This window comes from Amycolatopsis sp. NPDC045836 (assembly GCF_056431745.1).
Genome location: NZ_JBWKKF010000014.1, coordinates 61,885 through 87,180, shown reverse-complemented (window position 1 = coordinate 87,180; position 25,296 = coordinate 61,885). Strand labels below are relative to the sequence as shown.

Annotated in this window: 31 protein-coding genes and 2 riboswitches; of the genes, 22 read left to right on the top strand and 9 right to left on the bottom strand. The window is 72.1% G+C overall.

Annotated features, from left to right (window positions below; genetic code table 11):
• The first annotated feature begins 4 nt into the window (after window positions 1-4).
• Together AC07EG_RS26015 and dmpG are read left to right on the top strand one after the other, a co-directional pair.
• The gene (locus AC07EG_RS26015; protein WP_478255792.1) at window positions 5-901 is read left to right on the top strand and encodes an acetaldehyde dehydrogenase (acetylating); all 897 of its coding nucleotides are present in this window, start codon (window positions 5-7) and stop codon (window positions 899-901) included.
• Window positions 898-1,941, top strand: a complete 1,044-nt coding sequence (gene dmpG / locus AC07EG_RS26010) for a 4-hydroxy-2-oxovalerate aldolase (protein WP_478255791.1) — start codon at window positions 898-900, stop codon at window positions 1,939-1,941. Before AC07EG_RS26015 ends, dmpG begins: the two co-directional genes overlap by 4 nt.
• Here the strand turns inward: dmpG and AC07EG_RS26005 are convergent.
• Window positions 1,911-2,498 carry a TetR/AcrR family transcriptional regulator gene (locus AC07EG_RS26005; protein WP_478255790.1) on the bottom strand — a complete coding sequence of 196 codons (588 nt, stop codon included), beginning with the start codon at window positions 2,496-2,498 and terminating at the stop codon, window positions 1,911-1,913. The genes dmpG and AC07EG_RS26005 overlap by 31 nt on opposite strands.
• A gap of 81 nt (window positions 2,499-2,579) precedes the next feature.
• On the opposite strand from AC07EG_RS26005, the gene AC07EG_RS26000 reads away from it, so the two are divergent.
• The 5 genes from AC07EG_RS26000 to AC07EG_RS25980 all read left to right on the top strand — a co-directional run bounded on the left by AC07EG_RS26000 (window position 2,580) and on the right by AC07EG_RS25980 (window position 8,422).
• On the top strand, window positions 2,580-3,518 hold the full coding sequence (locus AC07EG_RS26000; RefSeq protein WP_478255789.1) for an oxygenase MpaB family protein: 939 nt from the start codon (window positions 2,580-2,582) through the stop codon (window positions 3,516-3,518).
• Between the two features lie 10 nt (window positions 3,519-3,528).
• The gene (locus AC07EG_RS25995; RefSeq protein WP_478255788.1) at window positions 3,529-4,554 is read left to right on the top strand and encodes an LLM class F420-dependent oxidoreductase; all 1,026 of its coding nucleotides are present in this window, start codon (window positions 3,529-3,531) and stop codon (window positions 4,552-4,554) included.
• Window positions 4,555-4,794: 240 nt separating this feature from the next.
• Entirely contained in the window at window positions 4,795-6,093 is a 1,299-nt protein-coding gene (locus tag AC07EG_RS25990) for an MFS transporter (protein ID WP_478255787.1), read from the top strand.
• Window positions 6,090-7,493 carry a pyridoxal phosphate-dependent decarboxylase family protein gene (locus tag AC07EG_RS25985; protein WP_478255786.1) on the top strand — a complete coding sequence of 468 codons (1,404 nt, stop codon included), beginning with the start codon at window positions 6,090-6,092 and terminating at the stop codon, window positions 7,491-7,493. Before AC07EG_RS25990 ends, AC07EG_RS25985 begins: the two co-directional genes overlap by 4 nt.
• Before the next feature lie 44 nt (window positions 7,494-7,537).
• The gene (locus AC07EG_RS25980) at window positions 7,538-8,422 is read left to right on the top strand and encodes an LLM class flavin-dependent oxidoreductase (RefSeq protein ID WP_478255785.1); all 885 of its coding nucleotides are present in this window, start codon (window positions 7,538-7,540) and stop codon (window positions 8,420-8,422) included.
• A 43-nt stretch (window positions 8,423-8,465) separates the two neighbouring features.
• On the opposite strand, the gene rpsR is transcribed toward AC07EG_RS25980, so the two are convergent.
• From rpsR to rpmB, 4 genes are read right to left on the bottom strand one after another with little or no spacing between them, the layout of a single operon-like run.
• Window positions 8,466-8,690, bottom strand: a complete 225-nt coding sequence (gene rpsR / locus AC07EG_RS25975; protein ID WP_478255784.1) for a 30S ribosomal protein S18 — start codon at window positions 8,688-8,690, stop codon at window positions 8,466-8,468.
• Window positions 8,691-8,696: 6 nt separating this feature from the next.
• Window positions 8,697-9,002 carry a 30S ribosomal protein S14 gene (gene rpsN / locus AC07EG_RS25970; protein WP_478255783.1) on the bottom strand — a complete coding sequence of 102 codons (306 nt, stop codon included), beginning with the start codon at window positions 9,000-9,002 and terminating at the stop codon, window positions 8,697-8,699.
• Entirely contained in the window at window positions 9,002-9,166 is a 165-nt protein-coding gene (gene rpmG / locus AC07EG_RS25965) for a 50S ribosomal protein L33 (RefSeq protein WP_153033109.1), read from the bottom strand. The genes rpsN and rpmG overlap by 1 nt, the downstream gene beginning before the upstream one ends.
• Window positions 9,166-9,402, bottom strand: a complete 237-nt coding sequence (gene rpmB / locus AC07EG_RS25960; protein WP_478255782.1) for a 50S ribosomal protein L28 — start codon at window positions 9,400-9,402, stop codon at window positions 9,166-9,168. The genes rpmG and rpmB overlap by 1 nt, the downstream gene beginning before the upstream one ends.
• A gap of 51 nt (window positions 9,403-9,453) precedes the next feature.
• Between rpmB and mrf the strand changes: the two genes are divergently transcribed.
• From mrf to cobA, 6 genes are read left to right on the top strand one after another with little or no spacing between them, the layout of a single operon-like run.
• The gene (mrf, locus tag AC07EG_RS25955; RefSeq protein WP_478255781.1) at window positions 9,454-10,698 is read left to right on the top strand and encodes a ribosome hibernation factor-recruiting GTPase MRF; all 1,245 of its coding nucleotides are present in this window, start codon (window positions 9,454-9,456) and stop codon (window positions 10,696-10,698) included.
• Window positions 10,695-10,952, top strand: coding sequence for a type B 50S ribosomal protein L31 (locus AC07EG_RS25950; RefSeq protein ID WP_478255780.1), 258 nt, complete (start codon window positions 10,695-10,697; stop codon window positions 10,950-10,952). The genes mrf and AC07EG_RS25950 overlap by 4 nt, the downstream gene beginning before the upstream one ends.
• Window positions 10,952-11,110, top strand: coding sequence for a 50S ribosomal protein L32 (gene rpmF / locus AC07EG_RS25945; protein WP_478255779.1), 159 nt, complete (start codon window positions 10,952-10,954; stop codon window positions 11,108-11,110). The genes AC07EG_RS25950 and rpmF overlap by 1 nt, the downstream gene beginning before the upstream one ends.
• The gene (locus tag AC07EG_RS25940; RefSeq protein WP_478255778.1) at window positions 11,107-11,913 is read left to right on the top strand and encodes a class I SAM-dependent methyltransferase; all 807 of its coding nucleotides are present in this window, start codon (window positions 11,107-11,109) and stop codon (window positions 11,911-11,913) included. Before rpmF ends, AC07EG_RS25940 begins: the two co-directional genes overlap by 4 nt.
• 1 nt (window position 11,914) lies before the next feature.
• Window positions 11,915-12,310: an ankyrin repeat domain-containing protein gene (locus tag AC07EG_RS25935; protein WP_478255777.1), complete on the top strand. Its 396-nt coding sequence runs from the start codon at window positions 11,915-11,917 to the stop codon at window positions 12,308-12,310.
• 37 nt (window positions 12,311-12,347) lie between these two features.
• Window positions 12,348-13,568 (top strand): uroporphyrinogen-III C-methyltransferase, encoded by a 1,221-nt coding sequence (gene cobA / locus AC07EG_RS25930; protein ID WP_478255776.1) that lies wholly within the window; start codon window positions 12,348-12,350, stop codon window positions 13,566-13,568.
• Here the strand turns inward: cobA and AC07EG_RS25925 are convergent.
• Entirely contained in the window at window positions 13,557-14,423 is an 867-nt protein-coding gene (locus AC07EG_RS25925; RefSeq protein ID WP_478255775.1) for an alpha/beta fold hydrolase, read from the bottom strand. The two genes, cobA and AC07EG_RS25925, sit on opposite strands and share 12 nt — an antisense overlap.
• Window positions 14,424-14,546: 123 nt before the next feature.
• Here AC07EG_RS25925 and AC07EG_RS25920 point away from each other — a divergent pair, with 123 nt between their 5' ends.
• From AC07EG_RS25920 to AC07EG_RS25890, 7 genes are all read left to right on the top strand, one after another.
• Window positions 14,547-15,392: a crotonase/enoyl-CoA hydratase family protein gene (locus AC07EG_RS25920; protein ID WP_478255774.1), complete on the top strand. Its 846-nt coding sequence runs from the start codon at window positions 14,547-14,549 to the stop codon at window positions 15,390-15,392.
• A 16-nt stretch (window positions 15,393-15,408) separates the two neighbouring features.
• The gene (locus tag AC07EG_RS25915; protein WP_478255950.1) at window positions 15,409-17,109 is read left to right on the top strand and encodes an AMP-binding protein; all 1,701 of its coding nucleotides are present in this window, start codon (window positions 15,409-15,411) and stop codon (window positions 17,107-17,109) included.
• Window positions 17,110-17,977: 868 nt separating this feature from the next.
• Window positions 17,978-18,619 (top strand): cardiolipin synthase ClsA, encoded by a 642-nt coding sequence (clsA, locus tag AC07EG_RS25910; RefSeq protein ID WP_478255949.1) that lies wholly within the window; start codon window positions 17,978-17,980, stop codon window positions 18,617-18,619.
• Window positions 18,620-18,667: 48 nt separating this feature from the next.
• Entirely contained in the window at window positions 18,668-19,051 is a 384-nt protein-coding gene (gene gcvH, locus AC07EG_RS25905; protein WP_478255773.1) for a glycine cleavage system protein GcvH, read from the top strand.
• A gap of 118 nt (window positions 19,052-19,169) precedes the next feature.
• Window positions 19,170-19,634, top strand: coding sequence for a glycogen accumulation regulator GarA (gene garA / locus AC07EG_RS25900; protein ID WP_478255772.1), 465 nt, complete (start codon window positions 19,170-19,172; stop codon window positions 19,632-19,634).
• Window positions 19,631-20,377, top strand: a complete 747-nt coding sequence (gene ftsR, locus AC07EG_RS25895; protein WP_478255771.1) for a transcriptional regulator FtsR — start codon at window positions 19,631-19,633, stop codon at window positions 20,375-20,377. The genes garA and ftsR overlap by 4 nt, the downstream gene beginning before the upstream one ends.
• Window positions 20,378-20,622: 245 nt before the next feature.
• A complete protein-coding gene (locus AC07EG_RS25890; RefSeq protein ID WP_113692302.1) occupies window positions 20,623-21,096 on the top strand; it encodes a bifunctional nuclease family protein in 474 nt (157 codons plus the stop codon).
• A 40-nt stretch (window positions 21,097-21,136) separates the two neighbouring features.
• Here AC07EG_RS25890 and AC07EG_RS25885 read toward each other — a convergent pair whose 3' ends face one another.
• Window positions 21,137-21,769 carry a TetR family transcriptional regulator gene (locus AC07EG_RS25885; protein ID WP_478255770.1) on the bottom strand — a complete coding sequence of 211 codons (633 nt, stop codon included), beginning with the start codon at window positions 21,767-21,769 and terminating at the stop codon, window positions 21,137-21,139.
• A 202-nt stretch (window positions 21,770-21,971) separates the two neighbouring features.
• Here AC07EG_RS25885 and AC07EG_RS25880 point away from each other — a divergent pair, with 202 nt between their 5' ends.
• Window positions 21,972-22,538 carry a MerR family transcriptional regulator gene (locus AC07EG_RS25880; protein WP_478255769.1) on the top strand — a complete coding sequence of 189 codons (567 nt, stop codon included), beginning with the start codon at window positions 21,972-21,974 and terminating at the stop codon, window positions 22,536-22,538.
• A gap of 42 nt (window positions 22,539-22,580) precedes the next feature.
• Window positions 22,581-22,682: riboswitch (glycine riboswitch) on the top strand.
• A 3-nt stretch (window positions 22,683-22,685) separates the two neighbouring features.
• Window positions 22,686-22,795, top strand: a riboswitch (glycine riboswitch).
• 32 nt (window positions 22,796-22,827) lie between these two features.
• On the opposite strand, the gene AC07EG_RS25875 is transcribed toward AC07EG_RS25880, so the two are convergent.
• On the bottom strand, window positions 22,828-23,184 hold the full coding sequence (locus AC07EG_RS25875; RefSeq protein WP_478255768.1) for a nuclear transport factor 2 family protein: 357 nt from the start codon (window positions 23,182-23,184) through the stop codon (window positions 22,828-22,830).
• A 110-nt stretch (window positions 23,185-23,294) separates the two neighbouring features.
• Between AC07EG_RS25875 and AC07EG_RS25870 the strand changes: the two genes are divergently transcribed.
• Window positions 23,295-24,107: a helix-turn-helix domain-containing protein gene (locus AC07EG_RS25870; protein WP_478255767.1), complete on the top strand. Its 813-nt coding sequence runs from the start codon at window positions 23,295-23,297 to the stop codon at window positions 24,105-24,107.
• Here the strand turns inward: AC07EG_RS25870 and AC07EG_RS25865 are convergent.
• The gene (locus AC07EG_RS25865) at window positions 24,078-25,280 is read right to left on the bottom strand and encodes an MFS transporter (RefSeq protein WP_478255766.1); all 1,203 of its coding nucleotides are present in this window, start codon (window positions 25,278-25,280) and stop codon (window positions 24,078-24,080) included. The two genes, AC07EG_RS25870 and AC07EG_RS25865, sit on opposite strands and share 30 nt — an antisense overlap.
• Window positions 25,281-25,296: the final 16 nt, after the last annotated feature.

Below are 25,296 nucleotides of genomic sequence, written 5' to 3'. Positions count from 1 at the left end.
GCCCGTGCCCCGCACCGCCGCCATCGTCGGTCCCGGCAACATCGGCACCGATCTGCTGGTCAAACTGCGCCGCAGCGAACACCTCGACGTCCGGTACGTGGTGGGTGTCGACCCGGCGTCCGACGGGCTCGCGCGCGCCGCCGCGCTCGGTGTGCGCACCTCGGCCGAGGGCGTGGACTGGCTGCTCGCCCAGGACGAACCGCCGGAGCTGGTTTTCGAAGCCACGTCGGCGAAAGCACACGAGGCGAACGCACCGCGCTACGCCGAGGTCGGGATCCAGGCGATCGACCTGACCCCCGCCGCGATCGGCCCGTTCACCTGCCCGGTGGTCAACCTGACCGAACACCTGTCGGCCCCCAACCTCAACCTGATCACCTGCGGCGGCCAGGCCACCATCCCGATCGTGCACGCGGTGTCCCGGGTGACCCCGGTGCCGTACGCGGAGATCGTCGCCTCGGTCTCGTCGCGCTCGGCGGGACCGGGTACCCGCGCCAACATCGACGAGTTCACCCGCACCACCGCACGCGGCATCGAAGAGGTCGGCGGCGCGGGCCACGGCAAGGCGATCATCATCATCAACCCGGTGGAGCCGCCGATGATCATGCGGGACACGGTGTTCTGCGCCATCGACCCGGATGCCGACCGGGTGGCCGTCACCGACTCCGTGCACGAGGTCGTCCGCGCGGTGGGGGAGTACGTGCCCGGCTACACGCTCACCGCCGAACCGCAGTTCGACGACCCCCGGCCGGGCTGGCGGGGCCGCGCCAGGGTCGCGGTGTTCCTCGAAGTGGCGGGCAACGGCGACTACCTGCCGCGCTACGCCGGGAACCTGGACATCATGACCGCCGCCGCGGCCCGCGTCGGTGAACTGCTCGCCCAGCGGAAGGCGGTTTCGGCATGAGCACGCGGGAAGTCCGCCTCGTCGACACCACCCTGCGCGACGGCAGCCACGCCATGGCGCACCAGTTCACCGAGCAGAACGTGCGGGACACCGTGCGCGCGCTGGACACCGCGGGCATCTCGCTGATCGAGGTCACCCACGGCGACGGCCTCGGCGGCTCCACCTTCAACTACGGGTTCTCGCTCGTCGACGAGCGCAGGCTCATCGCGGCGGCGGTCGACGAGGCGAAGCGCGCGAAGATCGCCGTGTTGCTGCTGCCCGGCCTCGGCACCGTCGACGACCTCCGGGCGGCGGCCGACCTCGGTGCCGGTGCGGTCCGGATCGCCACCCACTGCACCGAGGCCGACGTCTCGATCCAGCACTTCGGCGCGGCACGGGAACTCGGCTTGGAAACCGTCGGCTTCCTGATGCTCGCGCACATGTCCACGCCGGAAGAACTGGCCGAGCAGGGCCGCGTCATGGTCGACGCCGGCTGTCAGTGCGTCTACGTGGTGGACTCGGCGGGCGCGCTGATCCTGGAGGACGCCTCGGACCGGGTCGCCGCGCTGGTCGCGGAATTCGGCGACCAGGCGCAGGTCGGTTACCACGGGCACCAGAACCTGAGCTTCGGCGTGGCGAATTCGGTGCTGGCCCACCGCGCGGGCGCCCGGCAGATCGACGGTTCGCTCGCCGCGCTCGGGGCCGGGGCGGGCAACTCGCCGACGGAGGTGCTCGCGGCCACCTTCGACCGCCTCGGCGTGCGCACCGGGGTGGACAAGGACGTGCTGATGGACGCCGCGGAGAACGTGGTCAAGCCGTACATCACCCGGCTGCCGGTGCTGGACCGGTCGTCGATCGTGCAGGGCTTCGCCGGGGTGTACTCGAGCTTCCTGCTGCACGCCGAACGCGCCGCCGAGCGCTACGGCGTGCCCGCGCACGAAATCCTCTACCGCGTCGGCGCGGCGAAGTACGTCGGCGGCCAGGAGGACATGATCATCGACATCGCGCTGAAGCTGGTGGCGGAACGGGATCAGGCGCGGGTGAGCAGCCGGACGCAGTGATCGATCAGCTGCTCCCGCGACACCTCCAGCAGGCCGCCGAGGTAGGCGATGAACAGGTTCGCCAGCGCGCCGACCAGCCCGATCGCGGTCATGTCCCGCTCCACCTCGGCGGCGCCGGGCGGCAGCTGCTCGCGGATCAGCGCGGCGAAGGCGGGCAGCAGTTCGACCCCTCGGCTGGACAACGCCGGATCGCTCAGCGGGGCCAGCAGCAGCACCCGGCCGTGCCGCGGGTCGTCGATGATCAGCTCGACGAAGGCGGTCACCGCGGCGCGGGCCCGTGCCGCCGGTTCGGCGGGACCGGCCTCCACCGCGTCGATCAGCGCCTGCCGCGCGGCCTGGCCGACGTGCTCGTGAACGGCCAGCACGACCTCGTCGCGATCGGCGAAGCTTTCGTAGAAGTACCGCTCGGTGAGCTTGGCGTGGCGGCAGACCGCGCGCACGCTCACCGCCGGGCCCGCTTCCGCGCCGAGCAGGTCGATGCCCGCCTCGATCAACTGCGCGCGGCGTGCTGCCCGGCGATCGGTCAGCGTGGTGCCACCCCAGGTCCGGCTGGACATGTGAAACCTACTCGTCAGTTGACTACGGTCGTTGTCAATCCTAACCTGACAACGCCTGTGGTCACATTGAGGAGGTCGCCCGTGCCGGAGCAGACTCGGTCCCCGGAGCCCCTGGGCCCGGATTCGCTGACCTGGAAGTACTTCGGCGACTGGCGCGGCCTGCTGATCGCGTTGTGGGCCGGGTCCATGCAGAACATGCACCCGGAGCTGGGCGCGGGGGTGGAGGAGCACTCGCGGTTCTTCGAGGAACGCTGGCAGCGGTTGTTCCGCTCGCTCTACCCGATCGGGGGAGTGATCTACGACGGCCCCCGCGCGCACGAGACCGCCAAGCAGGTCCGCGGGTACCACAACACGATCAAGGGCGTGGACGCGCAGGGCCGCCCGTACCACGCGCTGAACCCGGGCACCTTCTACTGGGCGCACGCCACCTTCTTCGTCAGCGCCCTGCTCATCGCCGAGAACTTCATGGGCGGGCTGACCGCCGACCAGCAGCGGAAGATGTTCGACGAGCACGTCCAGTGGTACCGGATGTACGGCATGAGCACGCGGCCGGTGCCCAAGACCTGGGAGGAGTTCCAGGAGTACTGGCACCACATGTGCACCGAGGTGCTGGAGGACAACAAGGCCACCCGCGACGTGCTGGACATCGGGGACATCCCGAAGCCGAACGGGTTGTGGTGGCTGCCGTCACCGGTGTGGAACCTGGTGCGGCCGCTGGTCGCGCGCAACTTCGTCTGGCTGACCGTCGGCCTGTACGACCCGCCGATCCGCGACAAGCTCGGTTACCCCTGGACCGCGCGTGACGAGAAGCTGCACCGGCTCACCGGGAAGCTGATCAACGCGGCGTTCAAGCTGGTGCCGTTCGAGCGCCGCTACCACCCGAGGGCGCGGGCGGGCTGGCGGCGGGTGGCGGGCAAGCTCCCGGTGGACGCGCCGCTGGTGGAAACACCCGCCCGCAACCTGCCCCCGCTGGACGAACGCGATCGCCCCACCCACTATGCACCCAGGGTGCCGAACTGAAGGAGAGCGCATGAAGCTGGGTTACCACGTCGGTTACTGGTCCTCCGGCCCGACGCCGGGAGCGCTGGAGGCGATCACCGAGGCGGACCGGCTCGGCTTCGACTCGGTCTGGAGCGCCGAGGCGTACGGCTCCGACGCGTTCACCCCGCTGGCCTGGTGGGGCGCCGCCACCGAGCGGGTCAAGCTGGGCACCAACATCGTGCAGATGTCCGCGCGCACGCCGACCGCGACCGCGATGAGCGCGCTGACCATGGACCACCTCTCCGGCGGCCGGTTCGTGCTCGGCCTCGGCGCGTCCGGGCCGCAGGTGGTCGAAGGCTGGTACGGCCAGCCGTACCCGAAACCGCTGGCGCGCACCCGTGAGTACGTGGAGATCGTGCGGCGGGTGCTCGCGCGGGAGGAGCCGGTCACCTTCGACGGCGAGTTCTACCAGCTGCCGCACCCCGGTGGCGCGAAGCTGGGCAAGCCGCTGAGGTCCACCGTGCACCCGTTGCGCGCCGACCTGCCGATCTACCTGGCCGCCGAGGGGCCGAAGAACGTGGCGCTCTCGGCCGAGATCTGCGACGGCTGGCTGCCGCTGTTCTTCTCGCCGAAGAGCGATGCCTTCTACCGCGCCGCCCTGGAGGAGGGCTTCGCCCGCCCGGGTGCCCGCCGGGGCTTCGCCGACTTCGAGGTACCCGCTTCCGCGCCGGTGATCGTGCACGACGACGTGGAGGAGGCGGCCGCGTTGATCAAGCCGTCGCTGGCGCTCTACATCGGCGGCATGGGCGCCAAGGACGCCAACTTCCACCACGACGTCTTCGTCCGCATGGGTTACGAGGAGGTGGCCGGCCAGGTGCAGGAGCTGTACCTGGCCGGGCGCAAGCAGGAGGCGGCCGCCGCCATCCCGACCGCGCTGGTGGAGGACATCTCGCTGATCGGCCCGCCGTCGAAGATCCGAGAGGAACTGGCGGAGTGGGACAAGACCGTGGTCACCACCCTGCTGGTGCGCGGGGACGCGGCAGCCCTGCGCAAGATCGCCGACGTCCTCTCGTAGGCACGCTCACCCCCACTCCCACCCGCGAGGTCGCGCCGGTGTCTGGAGTGGGCACCGATACGGCCCCCGGGGCCGGAGCGGTGCCCGCTCCAGACACCGGCTCAAAAGCGACCTCGCCGCTATGCCGGAGGCATAGCCAAAGATGCGGCCCCCGGGGCCGGAGCGGTGCCCGCTCCAGACACCGGCTCAAAAGCGACCTCGCCGCTATGCCGGAGGCATAGCCAAAGATAGAGTCGTGCCGTGCTCCCGCTCCAGACCCGGCTCGGCTACTCGGTCGGCTCGTTCGTCACCGGTGCGTTCGGCACCGTGCCCGGTTTGCTGTTGCTGCCCTACCTGACCGACACCATGGCCGTGCCCGGCGCGATCGCCGGTGCCATCGTGCTGGTGCCCAAGGCGTGGGACGTGCTGTTCAACCCGGTGGCCGGCCGCATCTCGGACGCGCGCCTGGCCAAGGACGGCAGCCGGGCGAAGTTCCTGTTGTTCGGCGGGATCGGGGTGGCGGTGCTGTTCGCGGCCCTGTTCGCCCATCCCGGGTTCGGCAGGACCTGGCTCGACGCCGGGTACGTGGTGGCGGTGTTCTTCCTGTGCGCCACCGCGTTCGCCTTCTTCCAGGTGCCGTTCAACGCGCTGCCCGCCGAACTGACGCCCGGCTACGAGGAACGCACCCGGCTGAACAGCTGGCGCATCGGCGTGCTGGCGCTGGCGATCCTGGTTTCCGGCGGCGGCGCGCCCGCCGTCGTGGACCTCTTCGGCGGTGTGCCCGGCTACCGGGCGATGGGCGTGGTGATCGGGCTGGTCATCCTCGCCGGTGCGCTCGGGGTGTACTTCAGCATCCGCAACGCCCCGGTGGCGAAGGTCCGCCAGCCCACCACCAGCTGGCGTGCACTGCTGACCACCATGCGCGAGTGGCGCGCGTTCCGCTGGCTGCTCGGTGTCTACTTCATCCAGTCGCTGGGCATCGGCACGCTGCTGGCCGGGGTCAGCTACGTGGCCAGGTACGTGCTCGGCGACCCCGGCCTGCAGACCCTGCTCTTCGTCGGCTTCGTCGGGCCCGCGCTGCTGGTGATGCCGCTGTGCATGGCGCTGGGCCGCCGCTGGGGCAAGGTCACCGGGCTGCGGATCTTCACCCTGGTCTTCGCCGTCGCCCTGCTCGGCATGCTCGCGTCGCGGGTGCTGCCGCTGCCGGTGGTCTTCGTGTTCGTCGCGCTGGCCGGTGTCGGTTACGCCGGGATCCAGGTGTTCCCGCTGGCGATCCTGCCCGACCTGATCTCCGCCGAGGAGGAGCGCACCGGCGCCACCCGCGCCGGGGTGGCGGCGGGGGTGTGGACCGCGGGGGAGACGCTCGGCCTGGCGCTGGGGCCCGGCCTGTTCGGGCTGATCCTCCAGCTCGGCGGTTACGTGTCCTCTGTGGACTCTTCGGCGGTGCAGCCGGGTGGTGCGATCACCGCCATCCTGCTCGGCTTCTCGCTGCTGCCCGCGATCCTGGTCGCGCTGGCGTTGCCGCTGCTGCGCAAGAAGATCCTGGAACCGGGCCGGTGACCGAGGCCGGGGCGGTGCTCGCCGAACTCCGCGCGCTGCGTGCCGGTGACCTGCCCACGCACGGCGCCCGCACGCTCGCCTACGTCTACGACAGCGGACTGTCCGGCCTGGACGGACTCGCCGCCGAGGCGCACGCGCTGGCCGCGCACGCCAACGGCCTGGACCCGACGGCCTTCCCCAGCCTGCTGCGCCTGGAGAACGACCTGGTGGCCGCGACCGCGGAACTGGCCGGGGGAACCGCGGCCACGGTCGGCGCGGTGACCTCCGGCGGCACCGAGTCCTGCCTGCTGGCGGTGCTCGCCGCGCGGGAAGGCGCGCCGGGGGTGCGTGAGCCCGCGATGGTGCTGCCGGAAACCGCGCACGCCGCGTTCCGCAAGGCGGCGCACTTCTTCGGCGTGCGGGCCGTTTCCGTGCCGGTCGACCCGGTGACCTTCCGCGCCGACCCGGCGGCCATGGCGGCGGCGATGGACGAGCACACCGTGCTGGTGGTGGCGAGCGCCCCGTCCTACGCCCACGGCGTGCTCGACCCGATCGCCGAGATCGCCGCCGCCGCCTCGGCCAGGGGTGCCCGGATGCACGTCGACGCCTGCATCGGCGGCTGGGTGCTGCCGCACCTGGGGGTCCCGCCGTTCGGCTTCGACGTGCCCGGGGTGACCAGCGTTTCGGTCGACCTGCACAAGTACGCCTACTGCCCCAAGGGTGTCTCGGTCCTGTTGCACGCCGATGCGGAACTGCGCCGCGGCCACTACTTCGCCAGCGCCGACTGGCCCGGGTACACGATGCTCAACACCACCGTGCAGTCCACCCGCTCGGGCGGTCCGCTGGCTGCCGCGTGGGCCGTGGTCCGGCACCTCGGCCCGGACCGCTACCGGCGGCTGGCGCTCCAGGCGCGGGCGGCGGCGGAGGAGATCGCCGCCGGGCTGGCAGGGATCGGCGGCCTGCGGGTGCTGGGCGCCCCCGACTCGACCCTGGTGGCCTTCGCGCTGGACGGCGAGCCCGGTTTCGACCTGTTCACCGTGGCCGACGAGATGTCCGCGCGGAACTGGTACGTGCAGCCGCAGTTCGCCCACGGGGTTTCCCCGGCGAACCTGCACCTCACGCTGTCGGCGGCGAACCGGGGGCACGAGCGGGAGTTCCTCGCCGACCTGGCGGACGCCGTCGCCGCGGCCCGGGCGGCGGGGCCGGTCGCGGTGGACCCGCGGGTGCTCGAGTTCGTCGCCGCGCTGGACCCGGGGGAGCTGACCCCGGCGCAGTTCGCCGGCCTGCTCGACGCCGCCGGGATGGGCGGCCCGGACGTGGTCCCCGCCCGGATGGCCGGGGTCAACACGCTGCTCGCCGCCGCACCGCCGCGCCTGCGGGAGCGGCTGCTGCTGGAATTCCTCGGGCGGCTGCACGACTGACCCTTGACCTCCAGCATGGTCGAGGTCCCAGGATCGTTCCCGTGATGGGAATCGGAGTGGTCCTGCCGTCGGTCGCCGTGCAGCGCGAGCAGGGACTGGACCTGCGGGTGGCGGCGCGGCACGCGGAGGCGGCCGGACTGGACGGGGTGTGGCTGGGGGACCACCTGGCCACCGGGATGGCCACGGTGGACTGCGTGGCCGGGCTGGCCACCGCCGCCGCGGTCACCGAGCGGGTGCGGATCGGGGCGAGCGTTTTCGTGCCCGCGCTGCGGCCGCTGGCCTGGGCGGCCAAGCAGCTCGCCAGCCTGCAGTACCTCTCCGCCGGCCGACTCGTCCTGGGGGTCGGGTCGGGCGGCGGGGCGGCGCAGTGGGCGGCGGCGGGGGTGCCGTTCGCCGACCGGGGCAGGCGCACGGACCTCGCCCTGGAGCTGCTGCCGGACCTGCTGGCGGGCAAGCCGGTGCGGCTGGCGGGCGAACCGGGGGAGCCGGTGGTCGAGCTGGCCCCCGGGGTGCGCCAGCCGCCGGTCTGGGTGGGCAACGACTCGGCGGTGGCCCGCCGCCGGGCGGCCCGCTTCGGGGACGGCTGGTTCCCGTCGCTCATCCCGGTCGACGAGGTGGTCCGCGGCCGCGGGCACCTGGCCGAGCTGGCGGGGGAGTACGAACGCCCGCTGCCGACGGTGACCGTGGGCGGGGTGGTTTCGTTCGGCGGTGCCTCGGCCGACGAACTCGCGGAGGGCATCGCCGGCGGGTACGGCATGCCGATCGAGCGGGCGCGGCGGGTGCCGATCACCGGCACCCCGGACGAAGCCGCCGACCGCTTCGCCGAGTACGCGGCGGCGGGTGTGGACCACCTGGTGCTCGGCATCGGCGGCGGGGACTGGCGGTCCCAGGTGGACGGTCTGGCGCAGGCACGCGTCCTGCTGGGCTGAACCGGGGGCGGCTCCCCTCGGCCGGGAGCCACCCCCGGGGCGGTCAGCGACCGCGCACCGGATAGGGCAGCAGCGCCATCTCGCGGGCGTTCTTGATCGCCGTGGCCACCTGCCGCTGCTGCCGCGGGGTCAGCCCGGTCACCCGGCGCGCCCGGATCTTGCCGCGGTCGGAGACGAACTTCCGCAGCAGCTCGGTGTCCTTCCAGTCCACTTCGGACACCTTCGCCGCGGTCAGCGGGTTCCGCCGCTTCTTCGGTTCACGCTTCACCGGCGCTCACCAGCTCGACTTCGAGATGCCGGGCAGTTCCCCGTTGTGCGCCATCTGCCGGAACCGCACCCTGGACAGGCCGAACTTGCGCAGGTGCCCGCGTGGCCGCCCGTCGGCGACGTCCCGGTTGCGCAGGCGCGTCGGGCTCGCGTCGCGGGGCAGCGCCTGCAACGCCGAAACCGCCGCCGCCTTCTTCTCCGGGGAGGAACCGGGCGAGCGCACGACCGCCTTCAGCTCGGCCCGCCGTTCGGCGTGCCGGGCCACCACCACGCGCCGCTGCGCGTCACGGGCGATCTTCGACTTCTTCGCCATCAGCGGTCCTCCTTGAACTCGACGTGCCGCCGCGCCACCGGGTCGTACTTGCGCAGCACCAGCCGGTCCGGGTCGTTGCGGCGGTTCTTCCTGGTGACGTAGGTGAACCCGGTGCCGGCGGTGGACCGCAGCTTGACGATCGGCCGGATCTCGTTGCGCGCCATCAGAACTTCTCCCCCCGGGCCCGCAGTTCGGCGACCACGGCGTCGATCCCGCGCTTGTCGATGGTCTTCATGCCCTTGACCGACACCCGCAGCCGGATCCACCGGCCCTCACCCGGCACCCAGTACCGCCGCGACTGCAGGTTCGGGTCCCAGCGGCGCGAGGTCCGCTTGTGCGAGTGCGAAACCTGCTTGCCGAACCCGGGCCGCCGCCCGGTGACCTGGCACACAGCCGACACCTGTCCTCCTCAGTTGGAATTGATAGTCATTTTCATCTACAGTACACCCCCGTGATCGAAGACCCCCGCATTCCCCTCACCCTGATCGCCGGCCTGGCCGCCGGGGCCGGCGCCGCGCTGGCCGACCGCCTGCGGGCGGGCGAGCCCGGCACCGCGGTGGTGCACCACAACCTGCGCCGCATCGGCGAAGGGGTGGTCACCCGCAGGCTGCAGCTCGGGCCCCGTGACCAGCTCACCGAGCTGGAACTGGCGCACGGCTGCGTTTCCTGCACCCTGCGCCAGGACCTGCTCCCGTTGCTGCGCAAGCTGACCCGGCTGCCCGAGGTGCGGCGCATCGTGGTCCGGCTCGACGAGGCGATGGAGCCGGAGCCGGTGTGCTGGGCCCTGGAGCACACCCTGGTCGGCGACCGGCCGGTGCTCGACGACGTCCGGGTCGAGGCCGTGGTCGCGGTGCTCGACCGCGGCACCTGGCTGGCCGACGTGACCGGGGACGACACGCTCGCCGAACGCGGCCTGCGGGCCAGTCCGGAGGACGAGCGCACGCTCGCCCAGGTCGGCATCTCCCAGGCCGAGTTCGCCGACGTGCTGGTGCTCCACGGGGACGCGCCCGACGCCTGGAGCGCCGCCAAGACCGCGGCCGTGCTCGACCGCCTGGCGCCCACGGCCTCCCGGCTCGACCTGAGCGAGGTGACCGACGTGCGTGAAGCCGTGCCCGCCGGCGCCCGGCTCGGCGAGGTCACCGACATGCACGGCGCCCTCCTGCGTGGCCAGCCACCGCTGGGCGACGACTGCGGCATCGCGCTGCTGACCTACACCCGGACCCGGCCGTTCCACCCGCAACGCCTCCACGAAGCCATCGACGTGCTGCTCGACGGTGTGGTGCGCACCCGGGGCCGGGTGTGGGTGGCGAGCCAGCCCGGTATGGCGCTGTGGGTCGAGTCCGCGGGGGGCGGGCTCGGCATCGGTCACGCCGGCGCCTGGCTCGCCGCCGACGACGGTCCCGAGTGGACGGACGTCAGCCCGGAACGCCGCACCCTGGCGTCGCTGCGCTGGCACCCGGAGTTCGGCGACCGCGCGCAGGAACTGGTGGTGCTCACCCACCAGGCCACCCCGGCGGAGGTGACCGCGGCGCTGGACGCGGCGCTGCTCACCGACGCCGAACTCGCCGCCGGGCCGGGAGCGTGGGCGCGCTACCCGGACCCGTTCGGCGAATGGCACGAAGAACCGTGTGACGAGAACGAGAGCACGCCGGGACACGAGGTCTCGGCTGCCGACCGGAAGGACGAGCACCGATGAAACCGGGTATCCACCCCGACTACCACCCCGTGGTGTTCCAGGACACCGCCACCGGCGAGGCCTTCCTCACCCGCTCCACGATGACCTCGGGGAAATCCGTCGAGTGGGCCGACGGGAACACCTATCCTCTGGTGCTGGTGGACATCAGCTCCGCCTCCCACCCGTTCTGGACCGGTGCGCGCCGCATCATGGACACCGCCGGCCAGGTCGAGAAGTTCCACCGCCGCTACGGATCGCGAAAGGCCGGTAGGTGATGGCCGTTCCCAAGCGCAGGACCTCGCGCAGCAACACCCGCCACCGCCGCGCGCAGTGGAAGGCCACCGCGCCCGACCTGGTGCCGATCGTGGTCGACGGGCAGCGGCAACTGGTGCCGCGCCGGTTGATCGCCCACTTCCAGCGGCTCGCCCGGTGAACCCCGAGTTCGCCGCGGGCGTGTTCAGCACCGCCGGGCCGCAGTTCGCGGACTGGTACGCCCGGCTGTGGCGGCCGCTCGGTGAGATCACCGTGGCCGTCACCCGCCCGTCGCCGGGGGACCGCGTGCTCGACGCGTGCTGCGGCTCGGGCGCGTCGGCGGTGCCCGCCGCGATGGCCGTCGGCCCGTCCGGGCACGTCGATGCGGTGGACGTGGCCGAAGGGCTGCTCGACCAGGGCCGGGCCACCGCCGCGGCACACGGGCTCGACCAGCTGACCTTCACCGCGCACGACGTGCTCACCTGGGACGGCGGCCCGTACGACCTGGTCCAGTGCGTCTACGGGGTGTTCTTCTTCCCGGACATGGACGCCGGGGCGCGGCGGCTGATCAGCCTGCTGCGCCCGGGCGGCCGGTTCGCGGTGACCACCTGGCGCCGCGACGGCATGGCCAGGATCGTGCCGATCGGCCAGGCCGCGGCCGTGCCCGAACGCCCGGAACTGGCGGGTTCGGTCGGCCGCGTCGGCTCCCAGGGCCGGATCGGCACACCGGCGGAGCTGACCGGCTGGCTGACCGGACTGGGCCTGGCCGACGTCACCGTCGAAGAGGTCCAGTACGTCCAGCCGCTGCACCCCGAGGACGCCTGGAAGCTCTACCTCGGCGCGGCCATGCGCGCCTTCCTCGACGGACTGGACGAGGCGGCCGTCGCGCGGGTGAAGGAGCGCTACCTGGCCGGACTCGCCGAAGCGGGCCTGACCTCGCTCGACTGCGGTTCGCTGGTGGGGGTGGGCCGCGTGCCCGCGTGAGATGCTGGCGGCCATGGAGCCCAGCCCGGAAATGCTCGGCCTGTGGGCCAGGGTCTTCGGTTTCGCCAGGAACGGGGAAACCGAAGCCCTGGTGGCCTACCTGGACGCCGGCCTCCCGGCGAACCTGACCAACGACCGCGGGGACACCCTGGTCATGCTCGCCGCCTACCACGGGCACGCGGCCACCGTCACCGCCCTGCTGGCGCGCGGAGCCGATCCGAACCGGACCAACGACCGCGGCCAGAGCCCGCTGGCCGGTGCGGTGTTCAAGGCCGAACCGGAGGTGGTCGAGGCGCTGCTCGCGGGCGGCGCCGACCCCGCGGCCGGGCAGCCGTCGGCGCTGGAGACCGCGCGCCTGTTCGGCAATACCGCGATGCTCACAATCCTGCAGCCCTGACGCACCGCCGCCCACGCGGCGAGGCATGCTTCTACGCATGCCCGAAGATCCGCACTACCTCTCCGGCCTCGACCTCTCCGGCAAACGGGTGGTGATGGTCGGCGGTGGCATGGTCGCCCAGCGGCGCCTGCCGCGCCTGGTCGGCGCCGGGGCCGCGGTCGAGGTGATCGCGCCGAGCGCGACGCCGTCGGTGGAGGCCATGGCCGAGGTCGGCGAGCTGCGCTGGCACCGGCGCGAGTACGCCGACGGTGATCTCGAAGGCGCCTGGTACGCGCTCGCCTGCACCGACCGCGCCGAGGTCAACGCCGCGGTCTGCGCCGAAGCCGAGCGCTCGCGGGTCTTCTGCGTCCGCGCCGACGCCGGGACCGAGGGCAGCGCGGTCACCCCGGCCAGCGGGCGGCACGGGGGAGTGCTGGTCGGCGTGCTCTCCGGCGGTGAACCGCTGCGCTCGGCGGCGGTGCGCGACTCCATCCTGGACGGTCTGCGCGCGGGCACGGTGGCCGCCGAGTACCGCACGCCCGGTGACGAACTGCCCGGTGTGGCGCTGGTCGGCGGCGGGCCCGGCGACCCGGAGCTGATCACCGTCCGCGGCAGGCGGCTGCTCGCCCGCGCCGACGTGGTGGTGGTCGACCGGCTGGGCCCGCGCGAACTGCTCGACGAACTGCCCGCCGAGGTCGAGGTGATCGACGCGGCCAAGATCCCGTACGGCCGCGCCGCCAGCCAGGACGTGATCAACGCCACGCTGATCGAGCAGGCCAAGGCGGGCAAGTTCGTCGTGCGCCTCAAGGGCGGCGACCCGTACGTCTTCGGCCGCGGCTTCGAAGAGCTGCTGGCCTGCGCCGACGCGGGCATCCCGGTCACCGTGGTCCCCGGCATCACCAGCGCCTTCGCCGTGCCGGCGGTGGCGGACGTGCCGGTGACCCACCGCGGGGTCAGCCACGAGGTCGTGGTGGTCTCCGGCCACGTGCCGCCGGGTCACCCGCAGTCGCTGACCGACTGGTCCGCGCTGGCCCGGCTGCGCGGCACGATCGTGCTGATGATGGGCGTGGAGCGGCTGGCGAAGTTCGCCGGTGCCCTGCTCGACGGCGGCCGTCCCGGCGACACCCCGGTGGCGATCGTCGAGGACGGCACCATGCGCACCCAGCGCGTGCTGCGGTCCACTCTGGACACCGCGGCCGAGGCCGCGGCCGAAGCGGGCGTGCGCCCGCCGGCCATCATCGTGATCGGACCCGTCGCCGGCTTGGGATCAGGCGAATGAGCGGCCCAGGAAGTCCAGCACCGCGTCGGTGAGCCTGCCCGGGTCCAGCCGGAACTCGATCGGGCTGCGGGCCTGGATGAACTCCGCGCCGGGCAGGTCCACGGCCAGGGTGTCGGCGTCGCCGAAGGGGTGGATCGGGTCCCGCTGGTGGCCGATCACCAGCGCGGGCACCTCGATCCGCCGCCGCACCGACTTCGGCGGGGCGATCCGGCCGAACAGCACGCCGTGCAGCAACGCGGCCATGCCGGCCGGTTGCTGGTCGAGCGTGTCGGTGACCACGTCCACCCACTGGTTGCCGTGCGGCACCAGCCCCGCCACCGCGGCCACCCCGCGCACGGTCAGCGGCACGAACCGCGCCGCGAACAGCAGCGGCGCGAAGGTCAGCAGCCCGGCCACGATGGCGTTGTCCAGCACCGGCATCTCGGCGATCAGCGAGCGCATCCGCTCCGGTGCGGACACCGCGACCTCCAGCGAGACGTTCGCGCCCAGCGAGGTGCCGCCGAGCACCGCGCGGTCCACCTCGAGGTGGTCGAGCAGGGCCACGGTCTGCTCGGCGAAGGCGGGCATCGAGTACAGCCACGAGTCGGCCGGGCGGTCGGACTCGCCGTGCCCGAGCAGGTCGAGGGTGACCACCCGGTAGCCCTCGCTCGCCAGCCGCCTGGCCAGCGGCGCGTGCATCCGGCGGGTGAACATGATGCCGTGGGTGAGCACCACCACCCGATCGCCCGCGCCGTACTCGGTGTAGGCCAGCCGGTGCCCCCCGTGCACGAACGAGCCCGCCAGCTCGATCGGCCGGCGCACCCGCCGGGGTTCCCGGGGTTCGTCCAGTACCACCGCCGCGCTGTTCGCGCCCATCCCGCTCACCGTCCCTCCAGAACCGCCCGCACCCGTCCAGGTAACCATTGACCGGCACCGGTTGGCATCCCGTCAACCGATCACCGGCCGGTCGCTGGCCGCCGCCCGTACTGATGGGTAATGATGACCGCCATGACCGAAAACGCCTACGCCGATCTTGTCTCCCTCAACGTGGACCGCACCGGTCACGTGGCCGAGGTGACCCTGCTGGGACCGGGCAAGGGCAACGCCATGGGCCCGGACTTCTGGCGCGAGCTGCCGCTGGTCTTCCGCGCGCTGGACGCCGACCCCGAGGTCAGGGCCGTGGTGCTGACCGGCAGCGGCAAGCACTTCTCCTACGGCCTCGACCTGCCGGCGATGATGCCGAGCTGGGCCCCGCTGCTGGCCGGGGACGCGCTGGCCAAGCCGCGCACCGCCTTCCTCGACGAGATCCGCACCCTCCAGGACAGCGTCACCGCGGTGGCGCGCTGCCGCAAACCGGTGATCGCCGCGGTCTCCGGCTGGTGCATCGGCGGCGGCGTGGACGTGATCAGCGCCGCCGACGTCCGGCTGGCCAGCGCGGAAGCCAAGTTCAGCGTGCGTGAGGTCAAGGTCGCCATCGTCGCCGACCTCGGCAGCCTCCAGCGGCTCGCCGCCATCGTCGGCGAAGGCCACCTGCGTGAGCTGGCGCTGACCGGCAAGGACATCGACGCCGCCAGGGCCGAGCGGATCGGCCTGGTCAACGCCGTGTACCCGGACCAGGACGCGGTGCTGGCCGCCGCCCGCGAACTCGCCGGGGAAATCGCGGCGAACCCGCCGCTGGTGGTGCAGGGTACGAAGGACGTGCTGTCGGTGAACACCGAGCGGCAGATCACCGACGGCCTGCGGTACGTGGCCACCTGGAACGCCGCGTTCCTGCCGAGCAAGGACCTCGCGGAGGCGGCGCAGGCGTTCCTGGAGCGGCGCGCACCGGAATTCAACGGCGAATGAAACGGGAGTGACCAAGGTGAGCGACGAGGCTTCCCAGCGGTTCCGGCGGGCGCGGGACTTCCTGCTCGCGCACCGGGAGGACTACGCGGCCGCGAACGACGGCTTCGCCTGGCCGGAGTTCGGCGAGTTCAACTGGGCGCTGGACTGGTTCGACGTGATCGCCCGCGATCCGGCGAACGCCCGGCGGTACGCGCTCTGGATCGTCGAAGAGGACGGTTCGGAGCAGCGCTGGACCTTCCCGGAGATGGCGAGCCGGTCGGACCGGGTGGCCAACTGGCTGCGCGGGCTCGGCGTGCGCCGCGGCGACCGGCTGATCCTGATGCTGGGCAACCAGGTCGAGCTGTGGGAGACCATTCTCGCCGCGATCAAGCTCGGCGCGGTGATCATCCCGGCGTCCACCCTGCTCGGCCCGGCCGACCTGCGTGACCGGGTGGACCGCGGCGGGGCGAAGCACGTGGTCGTCCGCGCGGCGGACACCGCGAAATTCGACGGCGTCCCCGGGGGGTACACCCGGATCGCGGTGGGGGAGCCCGCCGGCGGCTGGCACGAGTTCGCCGCGGCGTACGGCGAATCCCCGGAGTTCACCCCGGACGGCACCAGCCGCGCCGACGACGAACTGCTGCTCTACTTCACCTCCGGCACCACCGCCCAGCCGAAACTCGTGCGGCACACGCAGGTCTCGTACCCGGTGGGGCACCTGTCCACGATGTACTGGATCGGCCTGGAACCGGGCGACGTCCACCTGAACATCTCGTCGCCGGGCTGGGCCAAGCACGCCTGGAGCAACGTGTTCGCGCCGTGGAACGCCGAGGCCACGGTGTTCCTCCACAACTACACGCGGTTCGACGCGACCGCGCTGATGGCGCAGATGGACCGCTGCGGCGTCACCAGCTTCTGCGCCCCGCCGACGGTGTGGCGGATGCTCATCCAGGCCGAGTTGAGCGCGCTGAAGAATCCGCCGCGCAAGGTGGTCGGGGCGGGTGAGCCGCTGAACCCGGAGGTGATCGAGCAGGTCCGCCAGGCGTGGGGGGTGACCATCCGCGACGGGTTCGGGCAGACCGAGAGCAGCGTGCAGATCGCGAACACCCCCGGCCAGCCGGTGCGGCCGGGTTCGATGGGCCGCCCGCTGCCGGGTTTCGCCGTGGCGCTGGTCGACCCGGTGACCGGCGAGCGCGCCAACGAGGGCGAGATCTGCCTCGACCTGGCGCACCGCCCGGTCGGGCTGATGACCGGGTACGCCGACGACGCCGAGCGCACCGAAGCCGCCTTCGCGAACGGCTACTACCACACCGGCGACGTCGGTTCGATCGACGAAGACGGCTACATCACCTACGTGGGCCGCACCGACGACGTGTTCAAGGCGTCGGACTACCGGATCTCGCCGTTCGAACTGGAAAGCGTGCTGATCGAGCACCCGGCGGTGGCCGAGGCCGCGGTGGTGCCCGCGCCCGACCCGATCCGGCTGGCCGTGCCCAAGGCGTACGTGGTGCTGGCGGGCGGCCACGAGCCGACCGCCGACACCGCGCTGTCGATCCTGGCGCACTGCCGGGAGCACCTGGCGCCGTACAAGCGGATCCGGCGGCTGGAGTTCACCGACCTGCCGAAGACCATCTCCGGCAAGATCCGGCGGGTGGAACTGCGTGGCCGGGAGCACGAGGCGGCCGACCGGCCGTCGGGCGAGTTCCGCGAAGAGGACTTCCCGACGTTGAAGGGCTGAGGCCGGTCGTTCCGGCGGCGGTCCTGCTCGCCGCAGGTCGTGCCGGACACGTGCGTGCCCGTTCTCGCCGAGGCCGCCGCTTCCTGTCCTTTGTGGATGGTTACCGCGGGTGATTCCTCGTCTCGACAAGTGGAAAATCGGGTGAATATTCCGCCCGGGCCGTTAACGAACGGCCGCTGCCGACCGACAGGTATGTGAGGAGGCACCACGACCCCCGCGCGGTGCGTCCGACGATCACCCCGAACGCACGACCCCGAAAGCACTGAGAGCGATGGAAAACCCAGCAGAACCGGATACAACCGAGTCCCAGACCGCCACGCCCCCGACCGCGCCGTGCAGCGTGGTGTGGAGCCTGGGACGCCCGTACGTGCTAGAGAACAACGCGCGCTGGGTCGGCACCGACCCGCACGGCCGCCCGCAGGTCCTCACCCGAGCGGCTCTCCAGCGGCGGGGCTGGAGCTACCGCCGCGCCAGCTGACCCCCCGAGCGGCTGAACGCTGCTTCGCCTGCTGACCGGCGAGCGCTGCGGCTGGAGTTGCCGCCGCGCCTGCCGACCGCCGTGGCTGAGGCTTCCGGTGCTCCAGCTGACCGCCTTGCCGGGCTGCGGCCGACCTGCCGGTACCCGGAGAGCAGCGGCGCGGCCGGGACCTCACCCGCCGCGTCAGCCGACCGGCGGACAGCGGCAGGTCCAGCCGTGCTGCTCCGCCAAGCGACCGGCGGACAGCGGCAGGTCCAGCCGTGCCGCTCCGCCAAGCGACCGGCGGACAGCGGCAGGCGCCCACCGGCGCGGCCGGAACCCACCCGGCCGCCGAGCAGGCGGCCGCTCACCCGCCCCCGGCCTGACTAGGCTGGGCGGGTGAGCGAGTCCCTGCCCAGCACCGAACCGGGCACCGAGCCCGGTACCGAACCCGGCACCCGACCGGAGCCGTCGTTGCTCCGGCAGGCGCTGACCGTGCCGAACCTGCTGTCCATCCTCCGCCTGGCCGGGGTGCCGCTGTTCCTGTGGCTGCTGCTCGGCCCGGAGGAGGACGGCTGGGCGCTGGCGGTGCTGGCCTTCGGCGGCTTCAGCGACTGGCTCGACGGCAAGCTCGCCCGCTGGCTCGACCAGACCAGCAGGCTCGGCCAGCTGCTCGACCCGGCGGCCGACCGCCTCTACATCGTCGCCACCCTGATCGCCTTCCTGCTCCGCGACATCGTGCCCTGGTGGGTGGTGGTGCCGCTGGTGCTGCGCGAACTGGTCGTCGGCGGGTGCATCCTGGTGTTGCGCCGGCACGGGTTCGCCCCGCCCGAGGTGACCTACATCGGCAAGGGCGCCACCTTCGTGCTGATGTACGCCTTCCCCTTCCTGCTGCTCACCCAGGGCGGCTCCGACCTGGCCGCCGTCGCCCGCCCGATCGCCTACGCCTTCACCACCTGGGGCGGCGTGCTGTACCTGTGGTCCGGCGCGCTGTACGTGCTCCAGACCGTGCGGGCGATATCGCCGGGGCGGGGTGCCGCCACCCGGGTCTGAGGTGCGAGACTGCATGCCCGGCACAGGCGGTGAGAAAGGGGACCGGCGTTGTCCACTCCGGAAGAGCTTCGCTACACCGAGGAGCACGAGTGGGTCGCCACGCACGGCGAGGGGTCGGTGCGCGTGGGCATCACCGAGTACGCCCAGGACCAGCTCGGCGAAGTGGTGTTCGTGGACCTGCCCGAACCCGGCCTGGCGGTGACCGCCGGGGAGAGCTTCGGTGAGGTCGAGTCCACCAAGAGCGTGTCCGAGCTGTTCGCGCCGCTGGACGGGGAGGTCGTCGCGGTCAACGACGCGGTGGCCGAATCGCCCGAGCTGATCAACAGCGACCCCTACGGCGAGGGCTGGCTGATCGAGCTGAAGCTGACCGGCTCGGCCACCGCCGACAGCCTGCTCGACGCCGAGGCGTACCAGCGGCTGACCAAGGGCTGACCGGCCCGCCGGCGGACAGGGCCGGTTGGGGGAGCCCACCAGGGGCCGAATCGATCAGGCACGGTACGTTGGGCTGCACAAGTTTCGACGAAACCTTCAGTGCGTAAGGAGAGCTCAGGTGAGCACGAACGACGGGCCCGGCGTTCCCCCGGAGCAGTCTCCGGAGCGGACCTCCGTCTTCCGGGCCGATTTCCTCGCCGAGGCGGAAGGGCACGAAACCCAGGCGCCCGAGCCCCCGGTCGCGGGCATCGACGCACTGCCTGCCGGTTCGGCGCTGCTGGTGGTCAAGCGCGGCCCGAACGCGGGCTCGCGCTTCCTGCTCGACCGCGACACCACCAGCGCCGGCCGCCACCCGGACAGCGACATCTTCCTCGACGACGTGACGGTTTCGCGCCGCCACGCCGAGTTCCGCCGCGAGGGTGGCGAGTTCGTGGTGATCGACGTGGGCAGCCTCAACGGCACCTACGTCAACCGTGAGCCGGTCGACCAGGCCGTGCTCGCCGGGGGCGACGAGGTCCAGATCGGCAAGTTCCGCCTCGTCTTCCTGACCGGCCCGGGGCACGGGGGCCAGGGGGCGCGGTGACGGCTGCCGGGCGGCAACCGCGTGATGGTCTGAGCATCGGGGCGGTGCTGGCGCAGCTGCGCGCCGACTTCCCCGATGTGACCATCTCCAAGATCCGGTTCCTCGAGTCGGAGGGACTGGTGCAGCCTGGCCGGACGGCGTCCGGCTACCGGCAGTTCGCCGCGGCGGACGTCGAGCGGCTGCGCTTCGTGCTGTCCGCGCAGCGCGACCACTACCTTCCGCTGAAGGTGATCAAGGAGCAGCTCGACGCCGCCGATCGCGGGGCCGAGGCGCCGGTGCCGTCGCTGCGGCCACCGCGCAAGCTGGTTTCGCTCGGCAGCCCGGCCGAGCCGCACGGCCTGCCCACCCCGGCCGACTTCGAGCCGGGCAGGCCGGTGCGGCTGACCCAGGAGGAGCTGCTCGCGCAGTCCGGGATCGACGCCGCGATGCTGGCCGAACTGCAGCAGTACGGCCTGGTCCGGCCGGGAGCCGCGGGGTTCTTCGACCCCGACGCGGTGCTGGTGGCCAAAACCGTGCGCGCGATGACCGAGTACGGCATCGAACCCCGGCACCTGCGGGCCTTCCGGGCCTCCGCGGACCGCGAGGTCGGCCTACTGGAGCAAATTGTTACGCCGGTCTACCGGCAGCGCGACGCGGCCGCCAAGGCCAGGGCCGACGAGGTGGTGCGCGAGCTGGCCGCGCTCTCGGTCGCCCTGCACACGCTGCTGGTCAAGGCGGGTATCCGCGGGGTGACCGGCGGCTGACCCGGCCGGCCGGGAATGATCTTGCCCGGCCCCGCGTTGCGCCTGTTGTGGTGGTGCCGGGACGGCCCGGCACCGAATCCGTTGCTGAACGCGGGGACCCCGATGCCGTACGGTTGGAGAAGCCCGCGAGGCGGGCGCGAAGGTAGAGCGAGCACAGCGTCCGTAGAACGGGTAGCGTCGAGGGTGGCGATGCGGGACCCTTGGCACAGCGTGCGGCCCGTGTGCAGGTTAGGGAGGCGAACCCGATGAGCGAGATGCGCGTCGTCGGCGTGCGGGTCGAACTGCCCGCGAACCAGCCGATCTTGTTGCTGCGGGAGACCGAGGGAGAGCGGTACCTGCCGATCTGGATCGGCTCGGTGGAGGCAACTGCCATCGCACTGGAGCAGCAGGGGGTGCGCCCGGCCCGGCCGCTGACCCACGACCTGCTCAAGGAGGTCATCGGCGCACTGGGCCGTGAACTCGAGCAGGTGGTGATCACCGACCTGCGCGAAGGCACCTTCTTCGCCGAACTGGTCTTCGACGGCGACATCCGCGTCTCGGCCCGCCCGAGCGACTCGGTCGCGCTGGCGCTGCGGGTCGGCGTGCCGATCCACGCCGAGGACGCGGTGCTGGAGGAGGCCGGGCTGATCATCCCGGACGAGCAGGAAGACGAGGTCGAGAAGTTCCGCGAGTTCCTCGACTCCGTCTCCCCTGAGGATTTCCGCGGAGCTGATACTTAGGTCGCGCCTCCGGCGCGACCTCGCGAGTGGAATCCGGTGATCACGCCCTGGTCGCCTTCTCGAAGAGGTTGGCCAGTTCCCGGCCGTAGCGTTCGGCGTCCAGGTCCGGTTCGCGGACCAGGCGGTTCGCCAGGCCGTCCAGGGCCTGCCGGATGCTCAGCGCCATCACTTCGACGTCGAACTCGCCGAAGGCGCCTTCCCGCTGCCCCTGCGCGAGCTGCCGTTCGATGCGGCCGACCCGCATGTCCCGCAGCACCGCCTCGTGGAACATGTGGCCGCCGCCCTCCTGGCCGCCCCACACCTGGCCGAGGATCTCGCTCATCGCCCGCTGGAACGCCGGGTGCGCGGCCGCGAAGGCCGCCTCCGACTCGATGAACCCCCGCAGCATGCCCGCCCTGGTGGTGTCACCGGCCAGGCGCTCGGTCATGAACTCGTCCTTGAGCTGCGAGATCTGCCCGATCGTCGCGCTCATCAGCTCCTCCTTCGAAGCGAAGTGGTAGGAGATCATCCGCGTGCTGCTCAGCCCGGCGTGCTCGACGATGCGGGCGAACGACGCCTTCGCGTAGCCGAGTTCGGCGATCACTTCGATGGTGGCCTGGATGATCTGTGCGCGCCGTGCCGCTTCGGTCACGGTCAGTCCCAGCTCCGGCTGGGTGTGCTCGTTTACCTGCATGAGTAAAAATTAACACGATTAAGTAAGACCGCCAAGGGGGAACCCGTTGGCCGGGTCGGCCGCGCGTCGCGTTGACCGGCCCCCTCGCCCGGCTTACCGTCAACAGGAGGTGAATCTCGACGGTGTGATTACGCCGTTCGGATGTTTGGATCCACCAGGACATGTTCTGCCGGTCGGCGTGGCCGGGCGAGGGGAGGCATGGGTGGTCGAGGGAAGGTCGTTCGAGGTGGCCGACGGCGAGCAAGGTGAGCTGTTTCCCGACGCGTCCCTGCCCGACGAACTGGTCGGCTACCGCGGGCCGGCGGCCTGCCAGATCGCCGGCATCACCTACCGCCAGCTGGACTACTGGGCCAGGACGAAGCTGGTCGCGCCGAGCATCCGCACCGCGCACGGCTCCGGTTCGCAGCGGCTGTACTCGTTCAAGGACATCCTGGTCCTCAAGATCGTCAAGCGCCTGCTGGACACCGGCGTCTCCCTGCAGAACATCCGGGTCGCCGTGGAGCACCTGCGTGAACGCGGGGTCCGCGACCTGGCCAAGGTGACCCTGTTCTCCGACGGCACCACCGTCTACGAGTGCACTTCACCCGAAGAGATCGTCGATTTACTGCAGGGCGGGCAGGGTGTGTTCGGCATCGCGGTCAGCGGGGCCATGCAGGAGATCAGCGGCACCATCCACGAGTTCCCGGCCGAACGGGCCGACGGCGGTGTGGTGGAGAACGTGCAGCCGGACGAGCTGACCCAGCGCCGCAACGCCCGCCGGACCGGTTGATCGGCGCCAGTGGTGAGTTGCTAACCTGGCTCCCGTAGTCGTAAACCCTGCGCGGGAGAGACCGGGCGGCCAATCGCCTCGCCCGGCGCCGAAGGAGCAACTCCTCCCCGGAAACTCTCAGGCACCCAGGACCGCGCGGGGGAGACGCCTCTGGAAAGCGGGTCGCCGGCCACTCACCGCACGACCCCGCCGAAGGTGCAAGCCCGTGGACTCGCGGGTGAACCTCTCAGGCGCCCGGCAGCGGGCAGGGACAGAGGGGGAGGCTTCCACCCCCGCCCGCGTGGCGAGCTCAGCCGGGCACCTTGTCCAGGAACCCGTGCACCCGCGCGATCCGGTCGTCCTCGACCACCAGCACGTCGAACCCGATCGCCAGCGGCTCGGCGCCCTCGGCGCCGAGGTGCCAGGTGAACCGCGCGATGTCGTGGTGCCCGTCGACCGGCCCGTGCAGGCTGAACCGCAGTCCGGCGAACTGCTCGGCCGCGGTGGCGAAGAACTTCTCGATGCCGTCCCAGCCGGTCACCGCGCCCAGCGGATCGGTGTACCCGGCGTCCTCGGTGAACAACTCCTCGATCAGGGTGCGGCGGTCGGTCCCGGTGGCGTTCCAGGCGGCGATGTAGCGCTCGGCGAGGGCGGTGAAGTCGGTCATGGTCACTCCTTGACTCGGTTGGTGGACGCAACTCTGGCCGCCGCGGCGCCGCGCGTCGATTACCCGCGAAGTAATGGCAGCGGCGCCGGTCCGCCCGTAACGTCGGTGCCGTGACCACTGCAACCGCTCCGCGTCCCGTCGGCGAACTCCTCCGCGCATGGCGGGACCGGCGGCGGATCAGCCAGCTCGACCTCGCCATCTCGGCGGATATCTCCACCCGCCACCTGAGCTTCGTCGAGACCGGCCGTTCCGCGCCGAGCCGCGACATGGTGCTCCGCCTCGGTGAACACCTCGACGTGCCGCTGCGCGAGCGCAACCAGCTGCTGCTCGCCGCCGGCTTCGCCCCGGTGTACGGCGAGAGCGGGCTCGACGCACCCGAGATGACCGCTGCCCGCGAAGCGGTTCGGCAACTGCTGACCGTGCACGAGCCGTATCCGGCGGTGGTGATCGACCGGCGCTGGCACATGGTCGACTCCAACGCCAGCGTGGCGCTGCTGGTCGCCGGGGTCGCCCCGGAACTGCTCGACGGGCCGGTGAACGTGCTGCGGGCGACGCTGCACCCGCACGGCATGGCGCCGCGGATCGCGAACCTGGGGGAGTGGCGGGCGCACCTGCTCGGCAGGCTGCGCCGGGAGGTGGCCGCCACCGCCGACCCCGAACTGGCCGAACTGCTCGCCGAGTTGCGGGGCTATCCGTGCGACGACGTGGTGCCCGAGGTCGAGGTGCCGAAGCCGGGGGACATCGTGGTGCCGCTGCGCCTCCGCCACGGCGACACGGAACTCGCCTTCTTCAGCACGGTCGCCACCTTCGGCACCCCGCTGGACGTGACCCTGGCCGAACTGTCCATCGAGGCGTTCTTCCCGGCCGACGCGCACACCGCCGAGGTGATCCGGTCAACCCCGCTCGGCCCGCCAGCCGGGTAGCACGGTGATCGTCGAGGCGAACAGCAGCAGCGCGATCAGCAGGAACGGCCCGGTCACCCCGACCAGGCCGGACACCGCGCCCGCCGCGGCGGGCGCCGCCGCCTGCGCCACCCGGTTGCCGGTCAGGCGCAGGCCGAGCGCGGTGGAACGCAGGTTGTCCGGCGCCTCCCGCACGGTCCAGGTCATGGTCAGCGGCTGACCGAGCCCGAGCACCATGCCGAGCACCGCCATCACCACGGCCAGCGGCCAGAAGCCGTCGGCGAACACCAGCGCCAGCACGCAGAGCGCGGCCAGCCCGCCGCTGACGAACAGCACCGCGAGCCTGCCGAACCGGCCCACCAGCACCGGGATCAGCAACCGGGACAGGAAGGAGAAACCGGCGCGCACCGCCAGGAGCACGCCGACCACGGCCGGGCTGAGCCCGCGGTCCTCGCCCAGCACCGGGAGGTACGCGGTGACGACGTCCACACCGGACATGACGGAGAAGCTGGTGAAGATCGCCACCAGCAGCCTGCGGTTGCGCAGCAGCGCCCCGGTCGATCCCTTGTGGACGGTTCGGTCGCCGTTCTTCTTGTGGCGCGTCAGCGTTTTCAGCGTCCAGGCCAATGCCAGGCAGAGGGCGGTGATCACCGCACCGACCCCGCCGGCGAGCAGGAAGGCCTCGCGGGTCTCGGCGATCATCCCGCCGGCACCGGCCGAACCGATCACCCAGCCACCGGTGAGCGGGCCGATCAGCTGCCCGACCGAGGCGGCCGCGGTGAACCAGCCGAAGTTGCGGTCCTGGTGCTCCGGCGGGGAAAGCTCGGCGACCAGGCCCTGGAAGGCCAGCATCAGCGCGAGCTGGCCGACGCCGATCACCACGTTGCCCGCGGCCATCACCGGCAGCGTGCCGGCGAAGGCCAGGCCGAGCGCACCGGCGGTCATCGCCAGCCCGCCGCCGGTGAGCAGCCACCCCATCGCCCCGCGATCGGCGGCCCGGCCCATCGGCAGCGCCAGGAACACCGGCAGCAGCGCGCCCGCCGCGGCCACCAGCCCGACCGCGGTCGCGTCGCCGCCGAGCGCCAGCACGCGGTAGGAGGCCACCGGCCGGATCAGGAAGGTCACCAGGTGAACGGCGAGCGAGGCGGTGACGACCAGCGCCAGTCCGGTGGTCGCCGGGCGGGGGACGGGCACTCGATCATCGTCGCAG

What these genes read in the sequence shown, in the direction of transcription:
- dmpG (WP_478255791.1), top strand. Translation starts at nt 898, where the DNA reads ATGAGCACGCGGGAAGTCCGCCTCGTCGACACCACCCTGCGCGACGGC.
- AC07EG_RS26005 (WP_478255790.1), bottom strand. Translation starts at nt 2,498, where the DNA reads ATGTCCAGCCGGACCTGGGGTGGCACCACGCTGACCGATCGCCGGGCA.
- AC07EG_RS25995 (WP_478255788.1), top strand. Translation starts at nt 3,529, where the DNA reads ATGAAGCTGGGTTACCACGTCGGTTACTGGTCCTCCGGCCCGACGCCG.
- AC07EG_RS25980 (WP_478255785.1), top strand. Translation starts at nt 7,538, where the DNA reads ATGGGAATCGGAGTGGTCCTGCCGTCGGTCGCCGTGCAGCGCGAGCAG.
- rpsN (WP_478255783.1), bottom strand. Translation starts at nt 9,002, where the DNA reads ATGGCGAAGAAGTCGAAGATCGCCCGTGACGCGCAGCGGCGCGTGGTG.
- rpmG (WP_153033109.1), bottom strand. Translation starts at nt 9,166, where the DNA reads ATGGCGCGCAACGAGATCCGGCCGATCGTCAAGCTGCGGTCCACCGCC.
- AC07EG_RS25950 (WP_478255780.1), top strand. Translation starts at nt 10,695, where the DNA reads ATGAAACCGGGTATCCACCCCGACTACCACCCCGTGGTGTTCCAGGAC.
- rpmF (WP_478255779.1), top strand. Translation starts at nt 10,952, where the DNA reads ATGGCCGTTCCCAAGCGCAGGACCTCGCGCAGCAACACCCGCCACCGC.
- AC07EG_RS25935 (WP_478255777.1), top strand. Translation starts at nt 11,915, where the DNA reads ATGCTGGCGGCCATGGAGCCCAGCCCGGAAATGCTCGGCCTGTGGGCC.
- cobA (WP_478255776.1), top strand. Translation starts at nt 12,348, where the DNA reads ATGCCCGAAGATCCGCACTACCTCTCCGGCCTCGACCTCTCCGGCAAA.
- AC07EG_RS25925 (WP_478255775.1), bottom strand. Translation starts at nt 14,423, where the DNA reads ATGGGCGCGAACAGCGCGGCGGTGGTACTGGACGAACCCCGGGAACCC.
- AC07EG_RS25920 (WP_478255774.1), top strand. Translation starts at nt 14,547, where the DNA reads ATGACCGCCATGACCGAAAACGCCTACGCCGATCTTGTCTCCCTCAAC.
- AC07EG_RS25890 (WP_113692302.1), top strand. Translation starts at nt 20,623, where the DNA reads ATGAGCGAGATGCGCGTCGTCGGCGTGCGGGTCGAACTGCCCGCGAAC.
- AC07EG_RS25885 (WP_478255770.1), bottom strand. Translation starts at nt 21,769, where the DNA reads ATGCAGGTAAACGAGCACACCCAGCCGGAGCTGGGACTGACCGTGACC.
- AC07EG_RS25875 (WP_478255768.1), bottom strand. Translation starts at nt 23,184, where the DNA reads ATGACCGACTTCACCGCCCTCGCCGAGCGCTACATCGCCGCCTGGAAC.